Source organism: Nocardioides sp. (genome assembly GCF_035697785.1).
Taxonomy (GTDB): Bacteria; Actinomycetota; Actinomycetes; order Propionibacteriales; family Nocardioidaceae; genus Nocardioides_B.
This window is the reverse complement of sequence record NZ_DASSCL010000049.1, coordinates 1-18,990: the sequence shown is the minus strand read 5'-3', so window position 1 is coordinate 18,990 and position 18,990 is coordinate 1. Positions and strand designations below refer to the sequence as shown.

The following is an 18,990-nucleotide window of genomic DNA, read 5'->3' as shown; positions in this document are numbered from 1 at the left end:
GCGCGTCGGAGGTCGTCCGGTCGAGCTCGGTGCCGGGCCGGGCGGGGGCCGATGGGACCAGGTCGGCCAGCAGCGGCGCAAGGTCGCCGAGGGTCTTGGCGGTCGAGGCGACGGTCGCCCGCTCGTCGTACTCATCCCTGTCGAGCCGTCCGTCCGCGTAGGCGTCCCCGAGCGCTGCCAGCACAACGGCTCGGTCACGGTCCGCGGCGCGCAGTGACGCGTTGTCGGGGCGGCGCGGGTCGGAGGTGAAGTCGTCCCACGGCACGGGCGTGGTCATGCGGCGATTCTAGGTCCGCCGGTCCGCGCCCGACCCCGGCTCCGGGTGGATCACCTGCTGTGCCGATTCGTGCCTGGTCGCGCCGGTCTGAGAGCATGGTGCACGGAGGGGAGTATTCCTTCGCAACGGTGTCGTCATCACGGACGCCGGCCGGATCCGGTCGGACCGTCCCGGCATCGTTGGTCCCCATCCTGGGTATCACCAGGGGGCGGAAGAGACCTCCGGAACACGCTGTAGCACGTCCTGCGCGTCGCCCGTTGGTGCCTGCGCCGTCAAGCTGTCCGGAGGAGTAGTTCGTGGACGTACCCGTCTGGGTCTGGTGGACGACGATCGTCGTCACCATGGCCATCTTGCTGTTCGACGTCATCATCGTCGGGCGGCGCCCGCACGAGCCCTCGATGAAGGAGGTCTCGGCCTACCTCTCGGTGTACGTAGGCCTGGCGGTCGTGTTCGGGATCGGGGTGTGGGTGTTCGCCGGCCACCAGTACGGCACCGAGTTCTTCGCCGGCTGGCTGACCGAGTACTCCCTCTCGGTGGACAACCTGTTCATCTTCATCATCATCTTGTCGAAGTTCGCGGTCCCGAAGGAGTACCAGCAGACGGCGCTGATGGTCGGCATCGTCCTGGCGCTGGTGATGCGCGGCATCTTCATCGCGGTCGGCGCGGCCGCGATCAACAACTTCAGCTGGATCTTCTACCTGTTCGGCGCCTTCCTGATCTGGACCGCGATCAAGCTCTACCGCGAGGCCAGGGAGGACGACGAGGACGGCGACTACGAGGAGCCCCGGATCGTCAGGTGGGCGGAGAACAACCTCCCGGCGACGAAGGAGTACCACGGCGCGAAGATTTGGGTGAAGGAGAACGGCAAGCGCCTGATCACCCCGATGTTCATCGTGATGCTCGCGCTCGGCATGACCGACCTGCTGTTCGCGCTCGACTCGATCCCGGCGATCTACGGACTCACCCAGGAGCCCTATCTCGTCCTGACCGCGAACATCTTCGCGCTGATGGGCCTGCGGCAGCTCTACTTCCTGATCGGGGGCCTGCTCCAGCGGTTGATCTTCCTCGGCTACGGGCTCTCGGTCCTGCTCGGCTTCATCGGGTTCAAGCTCGTGTTCCACGCCATGCACGAGAACGAGCTTCCGTTCATCAACGGTGGCGAGCCCATCGAGTGGGCCCCGGAGATCCCGACCCTGCTGTCGCTGGCCGTGATCATCGGGATCCTCGCCGTCACCACCGTGGCGAGCCTCCTGGTGTCGAGACGGCGGGCGAGCGTCGAGGCCGCGGCGGAGTCGGCCGGCTCGCCCGACCCGGCGGAGGAGCCGGCGCAGGGCCCCCGCCCCAAGGCATGACGGCGCTCGCGGCCGGGTAGACCTGGGGGATGACCGACTCCCTGGACCTGGGCCGACCCACCGCCGGCGACGTGCTGGACCTGATCCTCGACGACCACCGCCGCTTCGAGGCGCTGCTGCGGGACCTGCGCGACAGCAGCAACGACCGCGACGCGGTACGCCGCGCGTTCTCCGCGTTGCACGTGGCGCACGCCGAGGCGGAGGAGGCCGAGGTCTACCCGACCCTGCGCCGCAGGGACGCCATCTCCGAGCACGAGGCCGAGCACGGAGAGGAGGAGCACGCCGAAGGCCACGAGGCGCTGCTCAAGGTGCTCGAGGCCGAGGAGCTCGAGGGCGACGACTTCGACGAGCTCGTCGAGGGGCTGGCCACCGCGGTGAACCACCACCTCACCGAGGAGGAGCTGACCATCCTCAACCCGGCCCGCGACGAGATCGCCGAGGATGTCCGGAGCCGGCTCGGTGCGGCGTTCGCGCGGGTCCGGAACGCCCGGCTCGACGAGGACTGCGGCCGGGTCGACAACGTCCGGTCGATCGTCGAGCGGGCTGCGAAGAAGGGACTGCTCGACGACGAGTGAGGTCAGCGCGGGCTGAACCGGCCGGCCGCCACCAGCCGACCCCGGCGCTCGGCGCTCATCGGCGCCTCCTCGATGGCGGCGTTGCCGCCCTCGGGGGCGTGCAGCATCCAACGCTCCCCGTCCACGTCGACCGGGCGGGCGACGAAGCCGACGTGGTAGACCCGCTCGCCGGGCCGGGCGAAGAAGTACAGGTCACCCGGCCGCACCGCGTCGAGCGGCACCGGCGCCAGATCGGGCGCGGCGGCCTGGTCGAAGGCGTCGCGGGGAACCAGCCGACCCAGCCTGCGGTAGGCGATGTGCACGAGCCCCGAGCAGTCCAGCCCCCACGGGCTGGTGCCGCCCCACAGGTAGCGGAGCCCGACGTGCTCGCGGGCGCCGCGAAGCACGTCGTCAGGGGACCAGGCGGCCTCCTCCGGTGCGGGCACCGGCTCGTCCGCCGGTGCGAGGTGGGCGCGACGCACCCAGCCGGGGTAGCCGCCGGCGTTGGCCGAGGAGGTCTGCCAGGGCGCCGCGACCCGCACCCAGCCGGCGCGCTCCTCCAGCACCTCGACGGGCTCGCCGCGCGCGAGCTGGGTGAGGGTGCGTCCGTGCAGGCCCAGCCTGCGCTCCGCCGTGCCCTCGGCGTCGAGGACGGCCAGCCAGGCCACCGGGTCCGGCTCGTCGGCGACGGCCGCGGCATCGAGGTCGCGAGGCGCCTCGGGGGAGGTCCACACGGTGGCGACGGAGACCTTGACCTGGTGCGTCATGCCAGCCCCTCGATGCCGAGGCCGGGAGAGTCGGGCAGCAGGACGGTGGCACCGTCGTAGCGGAGCCCGCCGACGTACGGCGACTCCCGGGTCCACCAGGCCGCGTCGAGGTCGGCCACCACCGTCGTACCGCACGCGGCGGCGAGGGAGGCGGCCGCACCGAGACCGACGTGCGTCTCCATCATCGAGCCGACCGCCGTGCCCATGCCGTGTGCGCGGGCCAGGTCGAGGAGCGCCCGGCCCGTCCAGAGTCCGCCGCACTTGGCGAGCTTCACGTTGACCAGGTCGGCCGCCCGGCGGCGGATCACCTCGACCAGGTCGCGCAGGCCGTAGACCGACTCGTCGGCCATCACCGGGGTGCCCACCCGGGCGGTGACCCACGCCAGCCCGTCGAGGTCGGCGGCGGCCACCGGCTGCTCGACCAGCTCGACGCCGAGCCCGGCGTCCTCCAGGGCCGAGATCACGCCGACCGCCTCCCGGGCGGTCCAGCCCTGGTTGGCGTCGAGCCGGATGGCGACGTCGGGACCGACCGCCTCGCGCACCGCGGCCACCCGCGCCGCGTCGGTGGCGGCGTCCGTGCCGACCTTCATCTTCAGCACGTCGAAGCCCTCGGCGGCCCGGGTCCGCGCGGTCTCGGCGAGGGCAGCGGCGTCGCCGGCCGCGAGCGTGACGTCGGTGGGCACGCGATGGGTGCTTGACCCGAGCAGCACCGGCAGGCTCACCCCGCGCCGCCGGGCGACCAGGTCGTGCAGCGCGACGTCGACCGCCGCCTTGGCGCCGTGGTTGCCGGCGACCGCACCGGCGACCGCGCGGCAGGTGGCGGCCAGGTCGTCGGGGTTGGTCCCGGCGACGACGGCGGCCAGCGGGCCCGCGATGCAGGCCTCGGCACCGGCGAGGGACTCGCCCGTGACCTGCCAGACCTGCGGAGCCTCGCCCCAGCCGGTGACGCCGTCGCCGTCGGTGACTCGCACCAGCACCACGTCGGTGGTCTCGGTGCGGCGCAGGGCGGTGACGAAGGGGGTGTGCAGCGGTGCGCTGACCCGCTGGGTCTCGACGCGGACGACGGCGTTCATCACCGCCAACCCTCCCAGACCGCCCGGCTCACGTCGGCGATGAGGTCCGAGGCCGCCTGCTCGGGGATGTCGGCGGTGGTGAGCACGACCAGGACGTACGCCGGCCGTTCCGCCGGGCGGACCAGCGCGACGTCGTGGCTGACGCCGTCGACCCACCCGGTCTTGTTGGCGACGTACGTGCCACCGGGCAGTCCGCGCGGGATGCCCGCCCGGTGCTCCTGGCGGGCCAGCACCGCCTCCACGTCGGCGCAGGTGTCGGCGTCCGCGATCGTGCGGTCCCCGACGCCACGCAGCACGAGACCCAGGTCCGCCGCGGTCACCAGGTTGTCGAGATCGGTCTCCCGGGCGACGGCGTCGCCGATGCCCCGGGGTAGCACGGTGTCCGGCGAGCAGCCGGCGTCGGCGAGGACGTCGGCGACCGCGCCGGTGCCGACTCGCTCGAGCAGCAGGTTGGTGGCGAGGTTGCCCGACTTCACCGTCGCGTGCTCGGCGAGGAAGCGCAGCGTGCGGGTGCCGCCCAGGCTCGCCCAGGTGTCGTCGTCCTGGTCGTCGTCCTGCTCGAGGGAGTACGCCGAGCCGTCGGCCGCGGACGCGAACCGGTTGTGCACCTCGCTCTCGTGGTCCAGGTCCAGCTCGCCGCGCGCGTGCAGCCGGTGGGCGGCGACCAGCAGCGGGAGCTTCATGGTGCTGGCGGCGTAGTGCTGCACGTCTGCGGCCCGGGACAGGTGGACCGCGCCGGCGAGGTCGGCCAGCCACACCGACACGAGGTGGTCGCCGGCGAGCACGTCGACGCGCGCGGGCACGGCGGGGTCGAGAGCGGGCGGGGTCATCGGCTCAGCGGAGCAGCAGCCGGACGGCCACGTCGAGCGACCCGGTGACCTCGTCGGCCGTGGCCCGGCCGGTCACCCACTGCACCAGGCTGGCGAGCCACACGTCCGCGATCACCTTGGTGATCGCCAGCTGCTCGTCGGTGGGCGCCGGCTCTCCCGGCCGCCCGGGTTCCTGCAGCGCCTGGGCCAGCAGCCTGGTGACGTGCCGTCCCACCGCCTTGCTCTCGTCGGCCACCGAGGCGTCGGCGAACATGAACGCGCGGGTCAGCGCCTCGGTCAGGTGCGGGTCGCGTTGCAGGGTGGCCGTGGCCCGGCCCAGCACGAACATGACCCGGTCGGCCTGGTCGTCGCCGGGGATCGGCTTGTCCCCGATGGTCAGGGCGGCCCGCTCGAACTCACGCGCCAGGGCCGAGACCAGCAGGTGGATCTTCGACGGGAAATAGCGGTAGAGCGTGCCCAGCGCCACGTCGGCCCGCTCGGCCACGGCCCGCATCTGCACCGCGTCGAACCCACCCTGGGACGCCAGCGCGATGGTGGCGTCGAGGATCCGGGTGTGCCGGGCCCGCTGCGCGGCCGAGCCGAGGTCCTCGTGGGTCAGCGAGCTCGCCGCGTTGACGTTGGCGCTCACGTTCGGGCTCACGGTGCTCACGTCTGGGCTCACGTCCGTACGCTAGCAAGGCGTTCTGCGATCATAGGAACACGTTTCAGTCCGATGGGGGCTGGTGTCGGACTGATGGAGGTCGGTGTGCGGGTCGCCCTGCTGTCCTACCGCAGCAAGCCGCACTGCGGCGGACAGGGCGTCTACGTCCGTCACCTCAGCCGCGAGCTCGTCGCCCTCGGCCACGACGTGGAGGTCTTCTCGGGCCAGCCCTACCCGGTGCTGGACCCGGGCGTGCGCCTGACGAAGGTGCCCAGCCTGGACCTGTACCGCGAGCCGGACCCCTTCCGGACCCCGCGGCCGGGCGAGTACCGCGACCTCGTCGACCTGCTCGAGGTGGCCACGATGTGGACGGCCGGGTTCCCCGAGCCGCGCACGTTCAGCCTCCGTGCCGCGCGACTGCTCAAGGCCCGCGTAGACGAGTTCGACGTGGTCCACGACAACCAGACACTCGGCTACGGCATCCTCGACATCGAGCGCGCCGGCCTCCCGCTGGTCACCACCATCCACCACCCGATCACGTTCGACCGGCGGGTCGACCTCGCCGCCGCCACGACCTGGCGACGGCGGCTGGGCCTGCGCCGCTGGTACGGCTTCCTCCGGATGCAGCGTCGGGTCGCCCGCCGGCTCGGTCGCGTCCTGACCGTCTCGGAGAGCTCAGCCGCTGACATCACGCGCGACTTCGGCGTCGAGCGCTCCCGGATCCAGGTGGTGCCGCTGGGCGTCGACGCGGTCTTCCGGCCGTACGACGAGCCCCGGGTGCCTGGGCGGATCGTCGCGATGGCCAGCGCCGACACCCCGATGAAGGGCACCGGGACGCTGCTCGAGGCCTTCGCCAAGCTCCGCACCGAGCGCGACGTGGAGCTGATGCTGGTCTCCCGGCCCAGGCCAGGCGGACCGACCGAGCGGCTCATCGACCGGCTGTCGATCGGCGACGCGGTGCGCTTCGTGCACGGGGTCGGCGACGAGGAGCTGGCCCGGCTCGTCGCGTCGGCGGAGGTCGCCTGCGTGCCGTCGCTCTACGAGGGGTTCTCGCTCCCGACGGTGGAGGCGATGGCCTGCGCGACCCCGCTGGTGGTGAGCCGGGCGGGCGCGATCCCGGAGGTCGTCGGCCCCGACGGGCTCTGCGCCGACCTGGTCGCGCCCGGGGACGTGGGTGAGCTGGCGGTCGCCCTGGAGGGGCTCATCGACGACCCTGCTCGACGCGACCGGATGGGTGCCGCCGGCCGGGAGCGGGCACTCTCGCACTTCGGCTGGCGCGCCGTCGCCGAGGCCACCGCGGCGGCGTACCGCGAGGCGATCGCGGCCGCGGACCGCCCCGTCCCGCGTTCCTGACAGACCCTGACACCCCCTGACAGCCCTGACAGCCCTGACAGCCCTGACCACCCCTGACGACCTCGGACGACATGGAGAACACCCGCGATGCTGACCGTTGACTTCGACCGGCTGGGCGTGCGGCCCGGCGACCGCGTCCTCGACATGGGCTGTGGCGCCGGCCGGCACGCCTTCGAGATGTTCCGGCGCGGCGGCGACGTCGTCGCCTTCGACCAGGACGGCGACGAGCTCGCCCGCGTGCTGGATCTGTTCGGCGCCATGCGCGACGCGGGGGAGGTGCCCGACGGGGCCGAGGCCGACATCAAGGAGGGCGACGCCCTGGCCATGCCGTTCGCGGACGAGGAGTTCGACCGGATCGTGGCCGCGGAGGTGCTCGAGCACATCCCGGACGACCGCGCGGCGATCGCCGAGCTGGTGCGGGTGCTGCGCCCGGGCGGCACCATCGCGGTCACCGTGCCGCGATGGCTGCCCGAGAAGGTCTGCTGGGAGCTCTCCGACGAGTACCACCTGGTCGAGGGCGGCCACGTCCGCATCTACACCGGGCACGAGCTGGTCCAGAAGCTGACCGCGGCGGGGCTGGAGTACGTCGGCCGCGGCCACGCGCACGGGCTGCACGCGCCGTACTGGTGGCTCAAGTGCGCGGTCGGCGTCGACAACGACACGAACCCGCTGGTGCGGGCCTATCACCAGGTGCTGGTGTGGGACATCATGGGACGTCCCGGCTACAGCGCCGTGACGAGGCTGGCGGAGCGGTTGCTGAACCCGGTGATCGGCAAGAGCCTGGTGCTCTACCTGCGCAAGCCCGAGGCTCCGGGGTCGGACCGATGAGTCGGGAGATGCCGGCCCTGCCGGGCCTGCTGAGCGCGCACGACGTGGCGGCGACCGCGGCGTCGATCGCCTCGGTCCAGGAGCCCGACGGAGCGATCCCGTGGACCCGCGGTGGGCACACCGACGTGTGGAACCACGTCGAGGCCGCGATGGCGCTGCTCGTCGGCGGCCAGACCGAGGCGGCGCATCGGGCCTACGACTGGTGTCTGGCCACCCAGCGGCCCGACGGGTCCTGGCCGCTGAGGTACGCGCAGGGCGCCGTCGAGGACCCGGCCGCCGAGACCAACATGTCGGCGTACCTCGCGGTCGGGGTCTGGCACCACTGGCTGGTCCACCACGACGAGCCCTTCGTACGTCGGACGTGGCCGGCGGTCCGCGCCGCGCTCGACTTCGTGGTGGGGCAGCAGCTGCCGTTCGGCGGGATCGCCTGGGCGGAGCCCCACCCGGTCCCGCCCGACTCCGCCGCGGGCCCAGGGGCACGAGAAGGCGCCCTCCTCGCCGGCAGCTCCAGCATCTTCCACGCGCTGACCGCCGGCCTGGCGCTGTCGGAGCTGATGGAGGACCCCCAGCCCGACTGGGAGCTGGCCGCCGGGCGGCTGCGGCACGCGCTGCGCCGGCACCGGGACCTGTTCCTGGACCGCTCGACCTACTCGATGGACTGGTACTACCCGGTGCTGGGCGGCGCCGTGCGCGGCGACGAGGGGCGCGACCTGCTGGCGCCGCGCTGGGACGACTTCGTGGTGCCCGGCCTGGGGATCCGCTGCGTGGACACGAACCCGTGGGTCACCGGGGCGGAGACCTGTGAGCTTGTGCTGGCGCTCGACGCGCTCGGTGACCGCGCACGGGCGCTGATGCTGCTGCGCGAGATCCAGCACCTGCGCTCGGACTCCGGTGCCTACTGGACGGGCTACGTCTGGCCCGACGAGGCGGTGTGGCCGCGGGAGCAGACGACGTACACCGCGGCCGCCGTCGTGCTCGCCGTCGACGCGCTGTCGACCACGACGCGCGGCTCGGACATCTTCCGCGGCACCTCGCTTCGCACGCGGCTACCGGAGATCGGGCTGGAGTGCGGCTGTGCCGCCGTCGCGGCACCCCAGCACGAGGGCGCATACTGACCCTGATGACGAAATCAGGCGCACAACGCCGGTACCACCCAGGCAGTCCCTTCCAGGCACCGCCGCCGCCCGTGATCGAGAAGTTCGCGGCGGAGGACCGTGTCACCCACGACACCTACGGGCTCGGCGTGGTGGTGGAGGGGGACGAGACGGCCGTCGTGGTCGACTTCGGCTCCCAGCGGGTGCGGGTGACCAGCCCGTTCAGCAAGCTGACCAAGCTCTGAGGAGCTGACCGAGGACAGGCGGCAGCGGCCGTCTGTCGGGGTCCGCGTGCGCTTCCGGGGTGCTCGCCGCTACCCGACCGGGTCGCCGGCATCGCCCGCCACCCGGCGTAGCACCCGCATGGAGCCGAGCGACTCGACCTCCTCGAAGCCGCGGTCGAGGGCGCGGAGGTAGACCCGGTACGGCGCCTGCCCACCCTCGGCGGGGTCGGCGAAGACGTCGTGCACCACCAGGGCGGCGTCGCGCGCCACCCATCGGCCGAACCCGGTGAAGTCGTTGCCGGCGTGCTCGTCGGTATGCCCGCCGTCGACGAACAGCAGGGACAACGGTGTCCGCCAGTGCGCGCTGACCGTCGTGGACCGGCCGACGACGGCGACGACGTGGTCCTCGAGTCCCGCGTCCGCGATCGTGCGCCGGAACGTCGGAAGCGTGTCGAGCCGGCCGAAGACCGGGTCGGCGAGCGCGGGGTCGTGGTACTCCCAGCCCACCTGGTTCTCCTCGGAGCCCCGGTGGTGGTCGACGGTGAAGACCGTGCCGCCGGTGGCCCGGGCGGCCGCGCCGAGGTAGATCGCCGACTTGCCGCAGTAGCTGCCCACCTCGAGAGCCGGCCCGTGCCGGAGCCGGTCGAGCGCGACCCGGTGCAGCAGGTCGCCCTCGTCGTCGGGCATGAAGCCCTTGGCGGCGCGGGCCTTGGCGAGCAGGTCCTCGGGCATCATCGGGCGGCCCGGACGGCGTCGTCGTACGTCGAGCGCAGGAACCGGTCGACGCCGCGGACGACCGCGGCCGAGCGGATCGAAGGGAACACGTCGAAGGCGTGCTGGGTGCCGGGCAGCTCGGCGTAGGCCACCGGCCGCTCGGAGACGGCGCGGAGCCGAGCCACGAACTGGCGGGCCTGCTCGACCTCCACGAGCGAGTCACGTGCTCCGTGCACCACCAGCATCGGCGGGGCGTCGCGGCGTACCCGGAGGATCGGCGACGCCCTCTCGAACGGCTCGAGGTCCGACGCCGGGTCGCCGAGCAGCACTCGCGGCGCAAGAAAGCGGTCGCGCATCTGCAGCGCGCGCCGGGTGCCGATCGACCCGGCGAGGTCGTAGACGCCGTAGAACGGCACCGCCGCCTGGACCGTCGTGTCCACGTGCTCGAAGCCAGGCTGGTACTCCGCGTCGTTCGGGGTGAGCGCGGCCAGTGCGGTCAGGTGGCCGCCCGCCGACCCACCGGTGAGCGCCAGGAAGCCCGGGTTGCCGCCGTGGTCCGCGACGTGCTCGCGCACCCATGCGATCGCGCGCTTGACGTCGACGATGTGGGCCGGGAACCGGTCCCGCGGGCTCAGCCGGTAGTTGATCGCGACGCAGACCCAGCCACGGGCGGCCATGTGCAGCATGAGCGGGACGCCCTGGGTGTCCTTGCTGCCCACCGACCAGGCGCCGCCGTGGATCTGTAGCAGCACGGGCGCGTCCCGCAGCTCGGTGTCGCGCTGCCGGTAGACGTCGAGGAGCCCCCGCTTGCCGTGGTCCGCGTGGTACGGGACGTCCTTGGTGACCTCGACCTCGTCGCTGTGCAGCCGGAACGGCCAGGCGAGCTGGGACAGCGGCGTGGAGAGGTCGAGGTCGGTGTACGTCGCCCCGAGCCGGTCGAGGTAGTCCACGCCGAGCGCCTCACGCAGCGCCTCGTCCACGTGTCTCCGGGCCGCGGACGCCTCGGCCACGAGGGCGCCGAGCCCGACCGCGCTGCCCGCCGCCAGCGCGAGGCCGGCCCGGCTGGGGCGGCCGCGGGCGAGCTCCCGAGCCGTGTCGGCGGCGGTGAGGGTGAGCAGGTGCGGCGCCAGCTCGCTGGTCAGCCAGCCGCCGAGCATCGACGGGACCCCGGCCCAGTAGCCGGGGACCGGGCGCACCGCGTTGGCGGTGAGGGCCGCGGTCAGGAGTTGGCGCAGCAGGTAGGTGCGGGACACGGCGTCAGCCTAGACACCGCACTGGAACACGTTGCAGTTGGCTCAGTGGACGGTCGTCGGCCACTGTTGACCTCGTGACCGGGAACCCGAGCATGCCGCTCTACTGGCGGGTCTGCCTGACCAACGGGCTGGTCTTCGCCCTGGCCACGGCGGTGCTGGCGCTCTCGCCCGCGACGGTGTCGGCCCGCCCGGCGCTCTCGGAGACGGTGGTGCTCGTCGTCGGCACGTTGGTGATCCTCGTGGCCAACGCCCTGCTGCTGCGCGGCACGCTGGTGCCCCTGGACCGGCTGGCGCGGGCGATCGAGTCCGTGGAGCGGGCGGCGGAGCGACCGGCGCTGCCGTCACCGGGCGCCGGCACCGTGGGCAGGTTGGTGGCGAGCTTCGACGCGATGCTCCGCCGCCTCGAGGACGAGCGCAGCCGGTCGGCGGTCCAGGCGCTGGCCGCCCAGGAGGCCGAGCGGCACCGGATCGCCCAGGAGCTGCACGACGAGGTGGGGCAGAGCCTGACCGTCGTGCTGCTGCAGCTCAAGCACCTCAGTGGGGGGATGTCCGAGGAGCAGGCGGCCGGGCTCGACGAGGTGCGCGAGTCGGTCCGGCACGCGCTCGACGAGGTGCGCGAGGTGGCCAGGAGGCTCCGTCCGGGGGTGCTGGACGACCTCGGCCTGCAGAGCGCCCTGGCCGCCCTGGCCACCGACTTCTCCGGCCGCACCGGGGTCCACGTCATCCGCACGTTCGGACCCGGCCTGCCATCGCCGACCAAGGAGGTGGAGCTCGTCGTCTACCGCGTCGCGCAGGAGGCGCTCACCAACACCGCTCGGCACGCCGGCGCCAAGACGGTGGACATCTCGCTCGGTGTGCAGGGTGGCGCACTGCTGCTCGTGGTGGCCGACGACGGCGCGGGTGTCCGCGGCCGGCCCGAGGGTGCGGGCATCGCCGGGATGCGGGAGCGGGCGGCCCTGGTCGACGGCCGGCTCACCGTCGGCGCACGTCCCGGTGGGGGCACGGAAGTGCGCCTCGTCGTACCGCCGGGAGGACGGGATGGCTGACCCGGTGCGCATCCTGCTCGCCGACGACCACGCACTGGTGCGGCAGGGAGTCCGGCTGATCCTGGACGCGCAGCCCGACATGACCGTCGTCGCCGAGGCCGGGGACGGCGCCGAGGCCGTCGAGATGGCCAGGTCGACCGAGCTCGACCTCGCGATCCTCGACGTGGCGATGCCGCGGATGACCGGGCTCCAGGCGGCGCGGGAGATCGCCCGGCGGCGCCCCGGGCTGCCGCTGCTGATCCTGTCGATGCACGACAACGAGCAGTACTTCTTCGAGTCCCTCAAGGCAGGCGCGTCCGGCTACGTGCTGAAGTCCGTCGCCGACCAGGACCTCGTCGACGCCTGCCGCGCGGCGATCCGCGGCGAGTCGTTCGTCTACCCCGGAGCGATGAGCACCCTCGTGCGCAGCTACCTCGAGCGGATGCGCCGGGGCGAGGGGGTGCCGAGGACGGTGCTGACGGGCCGCGAGGACGAGGTGATCAAGCTGATCGCCGAGGGCCGGTCCACCCGGGAGATCGCGGCGGAGCTCTCCATCAGTCCCAAGACCGTCGATCGGCACCGCGCGAACATCCTGGCCAAGCTCGGCATGCGCGACCGGACGCAGCTCACCAGGTACGCCATCCGCGCCGGGCTCGTGGAGCCCTGACCCGGCGTACCGGAAATTCGGTCGCGGGACGCCCCGCGGAGGTCCACCCTGGTGCCATGCAGATCGAGGAGTACACGGTCGACGACACCGCGGTCGTCGCCGAGGTGGTGGAGCTGGCGCGTGCGGTCGAGGAGACCGACTCGCCGTGGGCCCACCCGACGACCGTCACGACCATGACCGGGATGCTCAGGTACGGCTGGGACGGTGAGACGCCGCGCGTGTTCGTGGCGCGCGACGGGGGCCGCGTTGTGGGGTCGGCCAGGTACTGGACCAGCGAGTGGGACAACAAGCACCTCGCCTGGCTGGGGTTCGAGGTGCATCCGGACCACCGCCGCAAGGGCGTGGGCACCGCCCTGCTGGGCTCGCTGATGGACCTCGCCCGTGCGGAGGGCCGGACGACGGTCGGCACCGACGGCTGGGACAACCCGACCACGCACGCGTTCGCCTCCAAGCACGGGTTCGAGAAGGCGTCCCAGGCGATCCAGCGTCGCCAGATCCTCGCCGACATCGACCGCGACGTGCTGCAGAAGCTGTACGACGAGTCCGCCCACGTAGCCGTCGACTACGACCTGGTCCGGCTGGTGGGGCCGACGCCCGACGACCTGATCGACGAGGTGGTCGTGATGACCGCCGCGATCAACGACGCGCCGACCGACGACCTCGCCATCGAGGACGAGGTGTTCACCGCCGAGCGGGTGCGCGGCTACGAGAACGCGATCGTCGGGAAGAGCCAGCGCGCCTACCACCTGATCGCGCGGCACCGCGTCACCGGTGAGCTCGCCGGGCACACCATCGTCACCGTGGAGCTGGAGCGGCCCACGATCGGCCACCAGCACGACACCAGCGTGATCCGGGCCCACCGCGGGCACCGGCTGGGGCTGCTGCTGAAGTCCGCGATGCTGCTCTGGCTGGCCGAGGCCGAGCCGCAGCTCGAGACGATCGAGACCTGGAACGCCGAGTCCAACGACCACATGATCTCGGTCAACGAGCAGCTCGGCTACCGGGTGCTCGCCCGCGAGATCCAGTACCAGCGCGCGCTCTGACCGGCGGGGGGCGGTCGGGGCTCAGTCGCGGGCGGTGAGCACCACCGGGCCGGCGTCGGTGACCGCGATGGTGTGCTCGGAGTGGGCACCGCGGGAGCCGTCGGCGCTGCGCAGGGTCCAGCCGTCCCGGTCGGTGTAGATCTCGTTGGTCGTGTGCAGGAACCACGGCTCGATGGCGATCACCAGGCCCGGCTTCAGCGGCAGGCCGCGGCCGGGGCGTCCGTCGTTGGGGATGTGCGGGTCACCGTGCATGGTGCGGCCGACGCCGTGCCCGCCGAAGTCGGTGTTCACCGAGAGCCCGGCGTCGTGCGCCACCGCCGAGATGGCCGCGGAGATGTCGCCCACCCGGTTGCCCGTGCGGGCCGCGTCGATGCCGGCGTCGAGGGCGCGACGGGTGACCTCGATCAGGCGAAGGTCCTCCTCCCGCGGCGTACCGACCACCACGCTGACCGCGGAGTCCGCCACCCAGCCGTCGACCGAGGCGGCGAAGTCGAGGCTGAGCAGGTCGCCGTCGCGCAGCGTGTAGTCGTGGGGGAGGCCGTGCAGCACGGCGTCGTTGACCGACGTGCAGATCACCTTGCCGAACGGCATCGCCCCGAAGGACGGGTGGTAGTCCACGTAGCAGGACTCGGCGCCGCGGTCCTTCACCATCCGGTGCGCGAGCGCGTCGAGGTCGAGGAGGTTCACCCCGACGTCCGCCGCCGCGGTGACGGCCGTGAGCACCTCGGCGACGAAGCGGCCTGCGGGGCGCATCTGCTCGATCTCGGTGGGCGTCCTCAGCTCGATCACGGGACGAGCGTACGGCCGGTCACCCGACGAGACAGACGGTGTCCCGCACGAGCTGCATCTGGTCGTTGCGCACGGTGACGTCGGTGACCACGCGGACCGAGCGGCCCAGGCAGTTCTGGGTGCCGACGTCCACCGGGGCCTCGTCGGCTGCCTCGGCCGCCTTCCCGGAGCGGCCGCGGGGCCCGCGCTCGCCCGGTGTGCCGTCCTCGCCGTCGAGGCCGTCCGCCCCGGCCGGTCCCGGCTCGCCGCGGAGGCCCTGCAGACCCGTCGGTCCCTGCGGGCCGGCGAGCTGGTCCTGCAGCACGCTCACGGCCACGACCGCGCCCAGGAAGCCGCACACGAGGGCGACGACGCAGGTCAGCAGGAGACCGGACATGTTGCGCATATGCCCACGGTAGGGCCGGGCGCCGCCACGCGTGCACCGATTGGGTGAACCGGGCGGCGCGTCGGTGTTGCAGGTTTCGAGACCATTTGTTCTGATGTCCGGCGGAGACGCCGACGGGGGAATCGGCAAATTACGCGTCTGTAGTTCGGTGGTAGCCCTTCCGCGGCTCCTGTGACGGGTGTGAAACTTGAGACTCGTGTGACGAGTGGTGCGCTCGAGGCGTCCCGACGTCACGTGACTCGGAACCGTGAATGGAGCCTGGGACATGCACAACGCGCGCAGCCTCGCCCGCCTCGCCACCGTCGCCCGCCGGAGCACCGTGGCCCTGACCGTCGCCGCCCTCGGTGTCGCGTTCGCCGTGCACGGCGCCGGGCCCGGGGCGGACCCGGGCACCGCGTCCGACGTACGGCAGGCGGCCCGGAAGGTCGGCAGCTACACCCCGGTGACCGGGGCGATCTTCAACCGGCCGGTCGGCACGCGCTGGCAGCAGGTGGCGATCTTCCGGCACGTCAACAAGACCATCGACTCGACTCCGCCCGGCGCGACCATCCGGATGGCGGTGTACTCGTTCGCCGAGGCCAAGACCGCCAACAAGCTGATCAAGGCCGACCGCCGCGGGGTCAACGTGCAGATCCTGTTCAACCACCACAAGGAGTACGGCCCCGAGAAGCGGCTGATCCGCGAGCTCGGCACCAAGCGCGGCAAGGCGTCGTTCGCCCGCTTCTGCGAGAAGTCCTGCCGCGGCGAGAAGGGGAACATGCACCAGAAGGTGTTCCTGTTCAGCAAGGCCGGCTCCGCCGAGAACGTCGTGATGGTCGGGTCGAACAACATGACCCGCAACAACGCGGTCAACCAGTGGAGCGACATCTACACCGTGGTCGGCGACCCCGCGCTCTACTGGACCTACGCCGGCGTCTTCGACCAGATGAGGCAGGACCGGATCCAGAGCCACCAGTTCATCAACGCCCGGATCAACTCGTTCGGGCCGGAGTTCTACCCGAACCCCTCCGTCGTCTCGCAGGAGACCGACCCGATGTGGCAGCAGCTGTCGCAGATCTCGTGTGCCGGCGCCGCGCCGGGCTACGGCACGCCGGCGTTCAACCCCGATGGCACGCCGGTGCTGAACCCCGACGGCACGCAGGCGCACAACACGATGATCCGGCTCTCGCACCACGCCTGGAACGGTGACCGCGGCATCTGGCTGGCCCGCAAGGTGGCCGAGCTCAAGCGGGCCGGCTGCGACGTCCGGATCGTCTACGGCATCGGCATCGGTGGCGCGGTCAAGGCCATCCTCGCCAACAACCAGATCCCGATGAGCTCCGGCGCGACCGGCAAGCACACCCACCAGAAGGTGCTGTTCCTGAGCGGCGTGTTCGCCGGCAACCCCGCCTCGCAGGTCGTGTGGAACGGCTCGCACAACTGGTCCGATGGTGCGCTCAAGCGTGATGACACCGTGCTGCGCGTCGAGGGCCCGCAGGCGTTCTCCCAGTACAACGCGAACTTCGAGGACATGTGGGCCAACGGCTGACGTGAACCGCGGAAGCGGGGGCCGATTACCACGGTCCCGTGGTAATCGCCCGCTTCCCGGTGTGAACTCCCCACGGGGAGGTGCAGACCGCCGCGGGAAGTGCGCGGCGGGTCGCCGGTGGTCGCGCCCCCTACCAGCCGCGGGCGCGCCACTCGCCGAGGTGCGGGCGCTCCGCGCCGAGGGTCGAGTCGTCACCGTGGCCGGGGTAGAACCAGGTCTCGTCGGGCAGCCGGTCGAAGATCTTGGCCTGCACGTCCCCGATCAGCGACGTGAAGTCCTCGGGCGTGCCGGTCTTGCCGACGCCGCCGGGGAAGAGGGAGTCGCCGGTGAACAGGTGCGGCGTGCCGGTGGGGTCGTCGTACAGCAGCGCGATCGAGCCCGGCGTGTGACCGACGAGGTGGATCACCTCGAGGGTGGACCGGCCGACGGTCACGGTGTCGCCGTCGTCGACGGTGCGGTCGACCTTCACCGGCAGCTCGCCGGCGTCCTCCGTGCCCGCGACCGTCTCGGCGTGGGTGGCCTCGACCACCTGGCGGAGCGCCCGGTGGTGGTCCCAGTGCCGGTGCGTCGTGACCACGCCGGTCAGTCCGTCCGGGCCGATCGTGGAGAGGATCCGGTCCGCCTCGTCGGCAGCGTCGATGAGCACCTGCTCGTCGGTGTGCCGGCACCGGAGCACGTAGACGTTGTTGGACATCTCGCTCACAGCGAACTTGGTGATCATCAGGTCGGTCAGCTCGCGGACGTCACTCGGTCCGCCCGGCTTCACCTTCCCGTGGTAGCCCATCGGTCACCTCCACCTCGCGATCTGGGGCAGCTCTCCTGACGAGGACACTAGTCCGGCGCCGCCGCCTCGGCCGACCAGCCACCAGGCCAGGTCGCCGGCCGCTCCCTGGATCTCCGGACCCGCGCCGGAGCCGAACTTCCAGAGCCCGTCGACGTCGGTCGAGGACAGCACCATCGACGGACCCTCCAGACCGAGCTCGTCCTGCCGGCGGCCGATCAGGTCGCGGCTGAAGTCCGCCGGCCACTCGGCGGCGCGGTAGTCCAGCAGGAGGTCCGCGTGGTGCACCTCCACCTCCGTGAGCCGGCGAGGGCCGACCGTGTCCACGGTGAAGGTCTCGTCACCCCCGGGGACGCGGGTGTACGTCGCACCCAGCGGGCCGTCGTACACCGCGACGGCCTTCTCGAACCGCCGCGACGAGTCCACGGCGTCCGCGATGAGCCGCTTGGCGCTCAGGTCCTCCACGGTCACCGCGATGTCGAAGTCGCGGGACTCGGGGGAGTCGTACATCGAGGCGGCCTCACCGGCGGCGGCCTGCGCGAGCACCCGGGCGAACGCGTCGGCGTTGCGGGAGAGGTGGGCCACGACGTGGCCGCGGGTCCAGCCCGGGAGAGCGGACGGAGCCTCCAGGTCCTCGGCCTGCAGAACTGTCAGTGCCCCCAGATAACGTGTGGTCGCGTGGACTGTCTCGTCGATCAGGGGGATCGGATTCGTGCTCATCCACCCATCCAACACGCTGCCGACCCACGCCGCGGCCCGGCTTGCGTGCAGCCGCTATCATGGCGAACACTTGTTCGAACGCCGCCGCCGACCGGGCCGGCGTCGTCCCTCCCGTCCACGCCACCAGCAGAGGATCTTCCGTGGCTGACCAGCTGATCATCCGGGGAGCCCGGGAGCACAACCTCAAGGACGTTTCCCTCGACCTGCCGCGCGACGCGCTGATCGTGTTCACCGGCCTGTCCGGTTCCGGCAAGTCGAGCCTCGCGTTCGACACGATCTTCGCCGAAGGTCAGCGCCGCTACGTCGAGTCGCTCTCGGCCTACGCCCGCCAGTTCCTCGGCCAGATGGACAAGCCCGACGTCGACTTCATCGAGGGGCTGTCCCCGGCGGTCTCGATCGACCAGAAGTCCACGTCCAAGAACCCCCGCTCGACGGTCGGCACGATCACCGAGGTCTACGACTACCTCCGGCTGCTCTACGCCCGCGCCGGCCGCCCGCACTGCCCGACCTGCGGCGCGCCGATCTCGCGGCAGACCCCGCAGCAGATCGTCGACCGGATCCTGGCCCTCGAGGAGGGCAGCCGGTTCCAGGTGCTCGCCCCGGTCATCCGCGGACGCAAGGGCGAGTACGTCGACCTGTTCCGTCAGCTGCAGACGCAGGGGTTCTCGCGGGCCCGGGTCAACGGCGAGACCCACCAGCTGACCGAGCCGCCCAAGCTCGACAAGCAGAAGAAGCACACCATCGAGGTGGTCGTCGACCGGCTCGCGGTCAAGCCGTCGTCCAAGCGTCGGCTGACCGACTCGGTAGAGACCGCTCTCGGCCTGGCCAGCGGTCTCGTCGTCTTCGACTTCGTCGACCTGCCCGCCAAGGACCCGGGCCGCGAGCTGCGCTTCTCCGAGAAGATGGCCTGCCCCAACGAGCACGCCATCGACACCGACGACCTCGAGCCGCGCTCATTCTCGTTCAACTCACCGTTCGGCGCCTGCCCGGCCTGCCACGGACTCGGCACCCGCATGGAGGTCGACCCCGAGCTGGTGGTGTCCGACCCGACCCAGACCCTGGGCGAGGGGGTCATCGGCCCCTGGTCGGGCGC

Annotated in this window: 21 protein-coding genes and 1 pseudogene; 11 read left to right on the top strand and 11 right to left on the bottom strand. The window is 72.1% G+C overall.

The window, feature by feature from the left end; genetic code table 11:
• On the bottom strand, positions 1-277 hold a 277-nt coding region (locus tag VFH10_RS05145), incomplete at its 3' end, for a DUF1707 domain-containing protein (protein WP_325126613.1).
• Between the two features lie 296 nt (positions 278-573).
• On the opposite strand from VFH10_RS05145, the gene VFH10_RS05140 reads away from it, so the two are divergent.
• The gene (locus VFH10_RS05140) at positions 574-1,629 is read left to right on the top strand and encodes a TerC family protein (RefSeq protein WP_325126611.1); all 1,056 of its coding nucleotides are present in this window, start codon (positions 574-576) and stop codon (positions 1,627-1,629) included.
• A gap of 29 nt (positions 1,630-1,658) precedes the next feature.
• Complete coding sequence (locus tag VFH10_RS05135; protein WP_325126609.1) at positions 1,659-2,204, top strand: hemerythrin domain-containing protein; 546 nt, start codon at positions 1,659-1,661, stop codon at positions 2,202-2,204.
• 2 nt (positions 2,205-2,206) lie between these two features.
• Here VFH10_RS05135 and VFH10_RS05130 read toward each other — a convergent pair whose 3' ends face one another.
• Genes VFH10_RS05130 through VFH10_RS05115 form a run of 4 tightly spaced genes read right to left on the bottom strand, consistent with a single transcriptional unit; the run spans position 2,207 to position 5,514 of the window.
• Positions 2,207-2,950 (bottom strand): C40 family peptidase, encoded by a 744-nt coding sequence (locus VFH10_RS05130; RefSeq protein ID WP_325126607.1) that lies wholly within the window; start codon positions 2,948-2,950, stop codon positions 2,207-2,209.
• On the bottom strand, positions 2,947-4,023 hold the full coding sequence (locus VFH10_RS05125; RefSeq protein WP_325126605.1) for a dipeptide epimerase: 1,077 nt from the start codon (positions 4,021-4,023) through the stop codon (positions 2,947-2,949). Before VFH10_RS05125 ends, VFH10_RS05130 begins: the two co-directional genes overlap by 4 nt.
• On the bottom strand, positions 4,023-4,853 hold the full coding sequence (locus VFH10_RS05120; protein WP_325126604.1) for a serine hydrolase: 831 nt from the start codon (positions 4,851-4,853) through the stop codon (positions 4,023-4,025). The genes VFH10_RS05125 and VFH10_RS05120 overlap by 1 nt, the downstream gene beginning before the upstream one ends.
• A gap of 4 nt (positions 4,854-4,857) precedes the next feature.
• Positions 4,858-5,514: a TetR family transcriptional regulator gene (locus VFH10_RS05115; protein ID WP_325126601.1), complete on the bottom strand. Its 657-nt coding sequence runs from the start codon at positions 5,512-5,514 to the stop codon at positions 4,858-4,860.
• Between the two features lie 51 nt (positions 5,515-5,565).
• On the opposite strand from VFH10_RS05115, the gene VFH10_RS05110 reads away from it, so the two are divergent.
• The 4 genes from VFH10_RS05110 (at position 5,566) to VFH10_RS05095 (ending at position 9,013) form a co-directional block, all read left to right on the top strand.
• Positions 5,566-6,846 carry a glycosyltransferase family 4 protein gene (locus VFH10_RS05110; protein ID WP_325126599.1) on the top strand — a complete coding sequence of 427 codons (1,281 nt, stop codon included), beginning with the start codon at positions 5,566-5,568 and terminating at the stop codon, positions 6,844-6,846.
• 87 nt (positions 6,847-6,933) lie between these two features.
• Positions 6,934-7,674, top strand: coding sequence for a class I SAM-dependent methyltransferase (locus VFH10_RS05105; RefSeq protein WP_325126597.1), 741 nt, complete (start codon positions 6,934-6,936; stop codon positions 7,672-7,674).
• 8 nt (positions 7,675-7,682) lie between these two features.
• Complete coding sequence (locus VFH10_RS05100; protein WP_325126596.1) at positions 7,683-8,789, top strand: prenyltransferase; 1,107 nt, start codon at positions 7,683-7,685, stop codon at positions 8,787-8,789.
• Positions 8,790-8,794: 5 nt separating this feature from the next.
• On the top strand, positions 8,795-9,013 hold the full coding sequence (locus VFH10_RS05095; protein ID WP_325126594.1) for a hypothetical protein: 219 nt from the start codon (positions 8,795-8,797) through the stop codon (positions 9,011-9,013).
• Between the two features lie 69 nt (positions 9,014-9,082).
• Here the strand turns inward: VFH10_RS05095 and VFH10_RS05090 are convergent, their stop codons facing one another.
• Complete coding sequence (locus VFH10_RS05090) at positions 9,083-9,727, bottom strand: class I SAM-dependent methyltransferase (protein ID WP_325126592.1); 645 nt, start codon at positions 9,725-9,727, stop codon at positions 9,083-9,085.
• Positions 9,724-10,959 (bottom strand): alpha/beta hydrolase, encoded by a 1,236-nt coding sequence (locus VFH10_RS05085; protein WP_325126590.1) that lies wholly within the window; start codon positions 10,957-10,959, stop codon positions 9,724-9,726. The genes VFH10_RS05090 and VFH10_RS05085 overlap by 4 nt, the downstream gene beginning before the upstream one ends.
• Before the next feature lie 74 nt (positions 10,960-11,033).
• Between VFH10_RS05085 and VFH10_RS05080 the strand changes: the two genes are divergently transcribed.
• Genes VFH10_RS05080 through VFH10_RS05070 form a run of 3 tightly spaced genes read left to right on the top strand, consistent with a single transcriptional unit; the run spans position 11,034 to position 13,694 of the window.
• Positions 11,034-12,005 (top strand): HAMP domain-containing sensor histidine kinase, encoded by a 972-nt coding sequence (locus tag VFH10_RS05080; RefSeq protein WP_325126588.1) that lies wholly within the window; start codon positions 11,034-11,036, stop codon positions 12,003-12,005.
• Positions 11,998-12,651 carry a response regulator transcription factor gene (locus tag VFH10_RS05075; protein WP_325126586.1) on the top strand — a complete coding sequence of 218 codons (654 nt, stop codon included), beginning with the start codon at positions 11,998-12,000 and terminating at the stop codon, positions 12,649-12,651. Before VFH10_RS05080 ends, VFH10_RS05075 begins: the two co-directional genes overlap by 8 nt.
• 56 nt (positions 12,652-12,707) lie before the next feature.
• The gene (locus VFH10_RS05070) at positions 12,708-13,694 is read left to right on the top strand and encodes a GNAT family N-acetyltransferase (RefSeq protein WP_325126585.1); all 987 of its coding nucleotides are present in this window, start codon (positions 12,708-12,710) and stop codon (positions 13,692-13,694) included.
• A gap of 21 nt (positions 13,695-13,715) precedes the next feature.
• Here the strand turns inward: VFH10_RS05070 and map are convergent, their stop codons facing one another.
• Both map and VFH10_RS05060 read right to left on the bottom strand, forming a co-directional pair.
• The gene (map, locus tag VFH10_RS05065; RefSeq protein ID WP_325126583.1) at positions 13,716-14,483 is read right to left on the bottom strand and encodes a type I methionyl aminopeptidase; all 768 of its coding nucleotides are present in this window, start codon (positions 14,481-14,483) and stop codon (positions 13,716-13,718) included.
• 19 nt (positions 14,484-14,502) lie between these two features.
• A complete protein-coding gene (locus VFH10_RS05060) occupies positions 14,503-14,868 on the bottom strand; it encodes a hypothetical protein (RefSeq protein ID WP_325126581.1) in 366 nt (121 codons plus the stop codon).
• Between the two features lie 247 nt (positions 14,869-15,115).
• On the opposite strand from VFH10_RS05060, the gene VFH10_RS05055 reads away from it, so the two are divergent.
• Complete coding sequence (locus tag VFH10_RS05055) at positions 15,116-16,396, top strand: phospholipase D-like domain-containing protein (RefSeq protein WP_325126579.1); 1,281 nt, start codon at positions 15,116-15,118, stop codon at positions 16,394-16,396.
• Positions 16,397-16,526: 130 nt separating this feature from the next.
• Here VFH10_RS05055 and VFH10_RS05050 read toward each other — a convergent pair whose 3' ends face one another.
• Together VFH10_RS05050 and VFH10_RS05045 are read right to left on the bottom strand one after the other, a co-directional pair.
• Positions 16,527-17,180, bottom strand: a complete 654-nt coding sequence (locus tag VFH10_RS05050) for an MBL fold metallo-hydrolase (protein WP_325126577.1) — start codon at positions 17,178-17,180, stop codon at positions 16,527-16,529.
• Between the two features lie 3 nt (positions 17,181-17,183).
• Positions 17,184-17,897, bottom strand: a complete 714-nt coding sequence (locus tag VFH10_RS05045) for a maleylpyruvate isomerase family mycothiol-dependent enzyme (protein WP_325126575.1) — start codon at positions 17,895-17,897, stop codon at positions 17,184-17,186.
• A gap of 140 nt (positions 17,898-18,037) precedes the next feature.
• On the opposite strand from VFH10_RS05045, the pseudogene VFH10_RS05040 reads away from it, so the two are divergent.
• Positions 18,038-18,990: pseudogene (locus VFH10_RS05040) on the top strand (excinuclease ABC subunit A); the annotation flags it as partial.

Coding starts and splice junctions, on each gene's coding strand:
- VFH10_RS05110 (WP_325126599.1), top strand. CDS start 5,566: ATGGGGGCTGGTGTCGGACTGATGGAGGTCGGTGTGCGGGTCGCCCTG.
- VFH10_RS05105 (WP_325126597.1), top strand. CDS start 6,934: ATGCTGACCGTTGACTTCGACCGGCTGGGCGTGCGGCCCGGCGACCGC.
- VFH10_RS05095 (WP_325126594.1), top strand. CDS start 8,795: ATGACGAAATCAGGCGCACAACGCCGGTACCACCCAGGCAGTCCCTTC.
- VFH10_RS05135 (WP_325126609.1), top strand. CDS start 1,659: ATGACCGACTCCCTGGACCTGGGCCGACCCACCGCCGGCGACGTGCTG.
- VFH10_RS05100 (WP_325126596.1), top strand. CDS start 7,683: ATGCCGGCCCTGCCGGGCCTGCTGAGCGCGCACGACGTGGCGGCGACC.
- VFH10_RS05125 (WP_325126605.1), bottom strand. CDS start 4,023: ATGAACGCCGTCGTCCGCGTCGAGACCCAGCGGGTCAGCGCACCGCTG.
- VFH10_RS05090 (WP_325126592.1), bottom strand. CDS start 9,727: ATGATGCCCGAGGACCTGCTCGCCAAGGCCCGCGCCGCCAAGGGCTTC.
- VFH10_RS05075 (WP_325126586.1), top strand. CDS start 11,998: ATGGCTGACCCGGTGCGCATCCTGCTCGCCGACGACCACGCACTGGTG.
- VFH10_RS05120 (WP_325126604.1), bottom strand. CDS start 4,853: ATGACCCCGCCCGCTCTCGACCCCGCCGTGCCCGCGCGCGTCGACGTG.
- VFH10_RS05130 (WP_325126607.1), bottom strand. CDS start 2,950: ATGACGCACCAGGTCAAGGTCTCCGTCGCCACCGTGTGGACCTCCCCC.
- VFH10_RS05050 (WP_325126577.1), bottom strand. CDS start 17,180: ATGGGCTACCACGGGAAGGTGAAGCCGGGCGGACCGAGTGACGTCCGC.
- VFH10_RS05060 (WP_325126581.1), bottom strand. CDS start 14,868: ATGCGCAACATGTCCGGTCTCCTGCTGACCTGCGTCGTCGCCCTCGTG.
- VFH10_RS05070 (WP_325126585.1), top strand. CDS start 12,708: ATGCAGATCGAGGAGTACACGGTCGACGACACCGCGGTCGTCGCCGAG.
- VFH10_RS05045 (WP_325126575.1), bottom strand. CDS start 17,897: ATGAGCACGAATCCGATCCCCCTGATCGACGAGACAGTCCACGCGACC.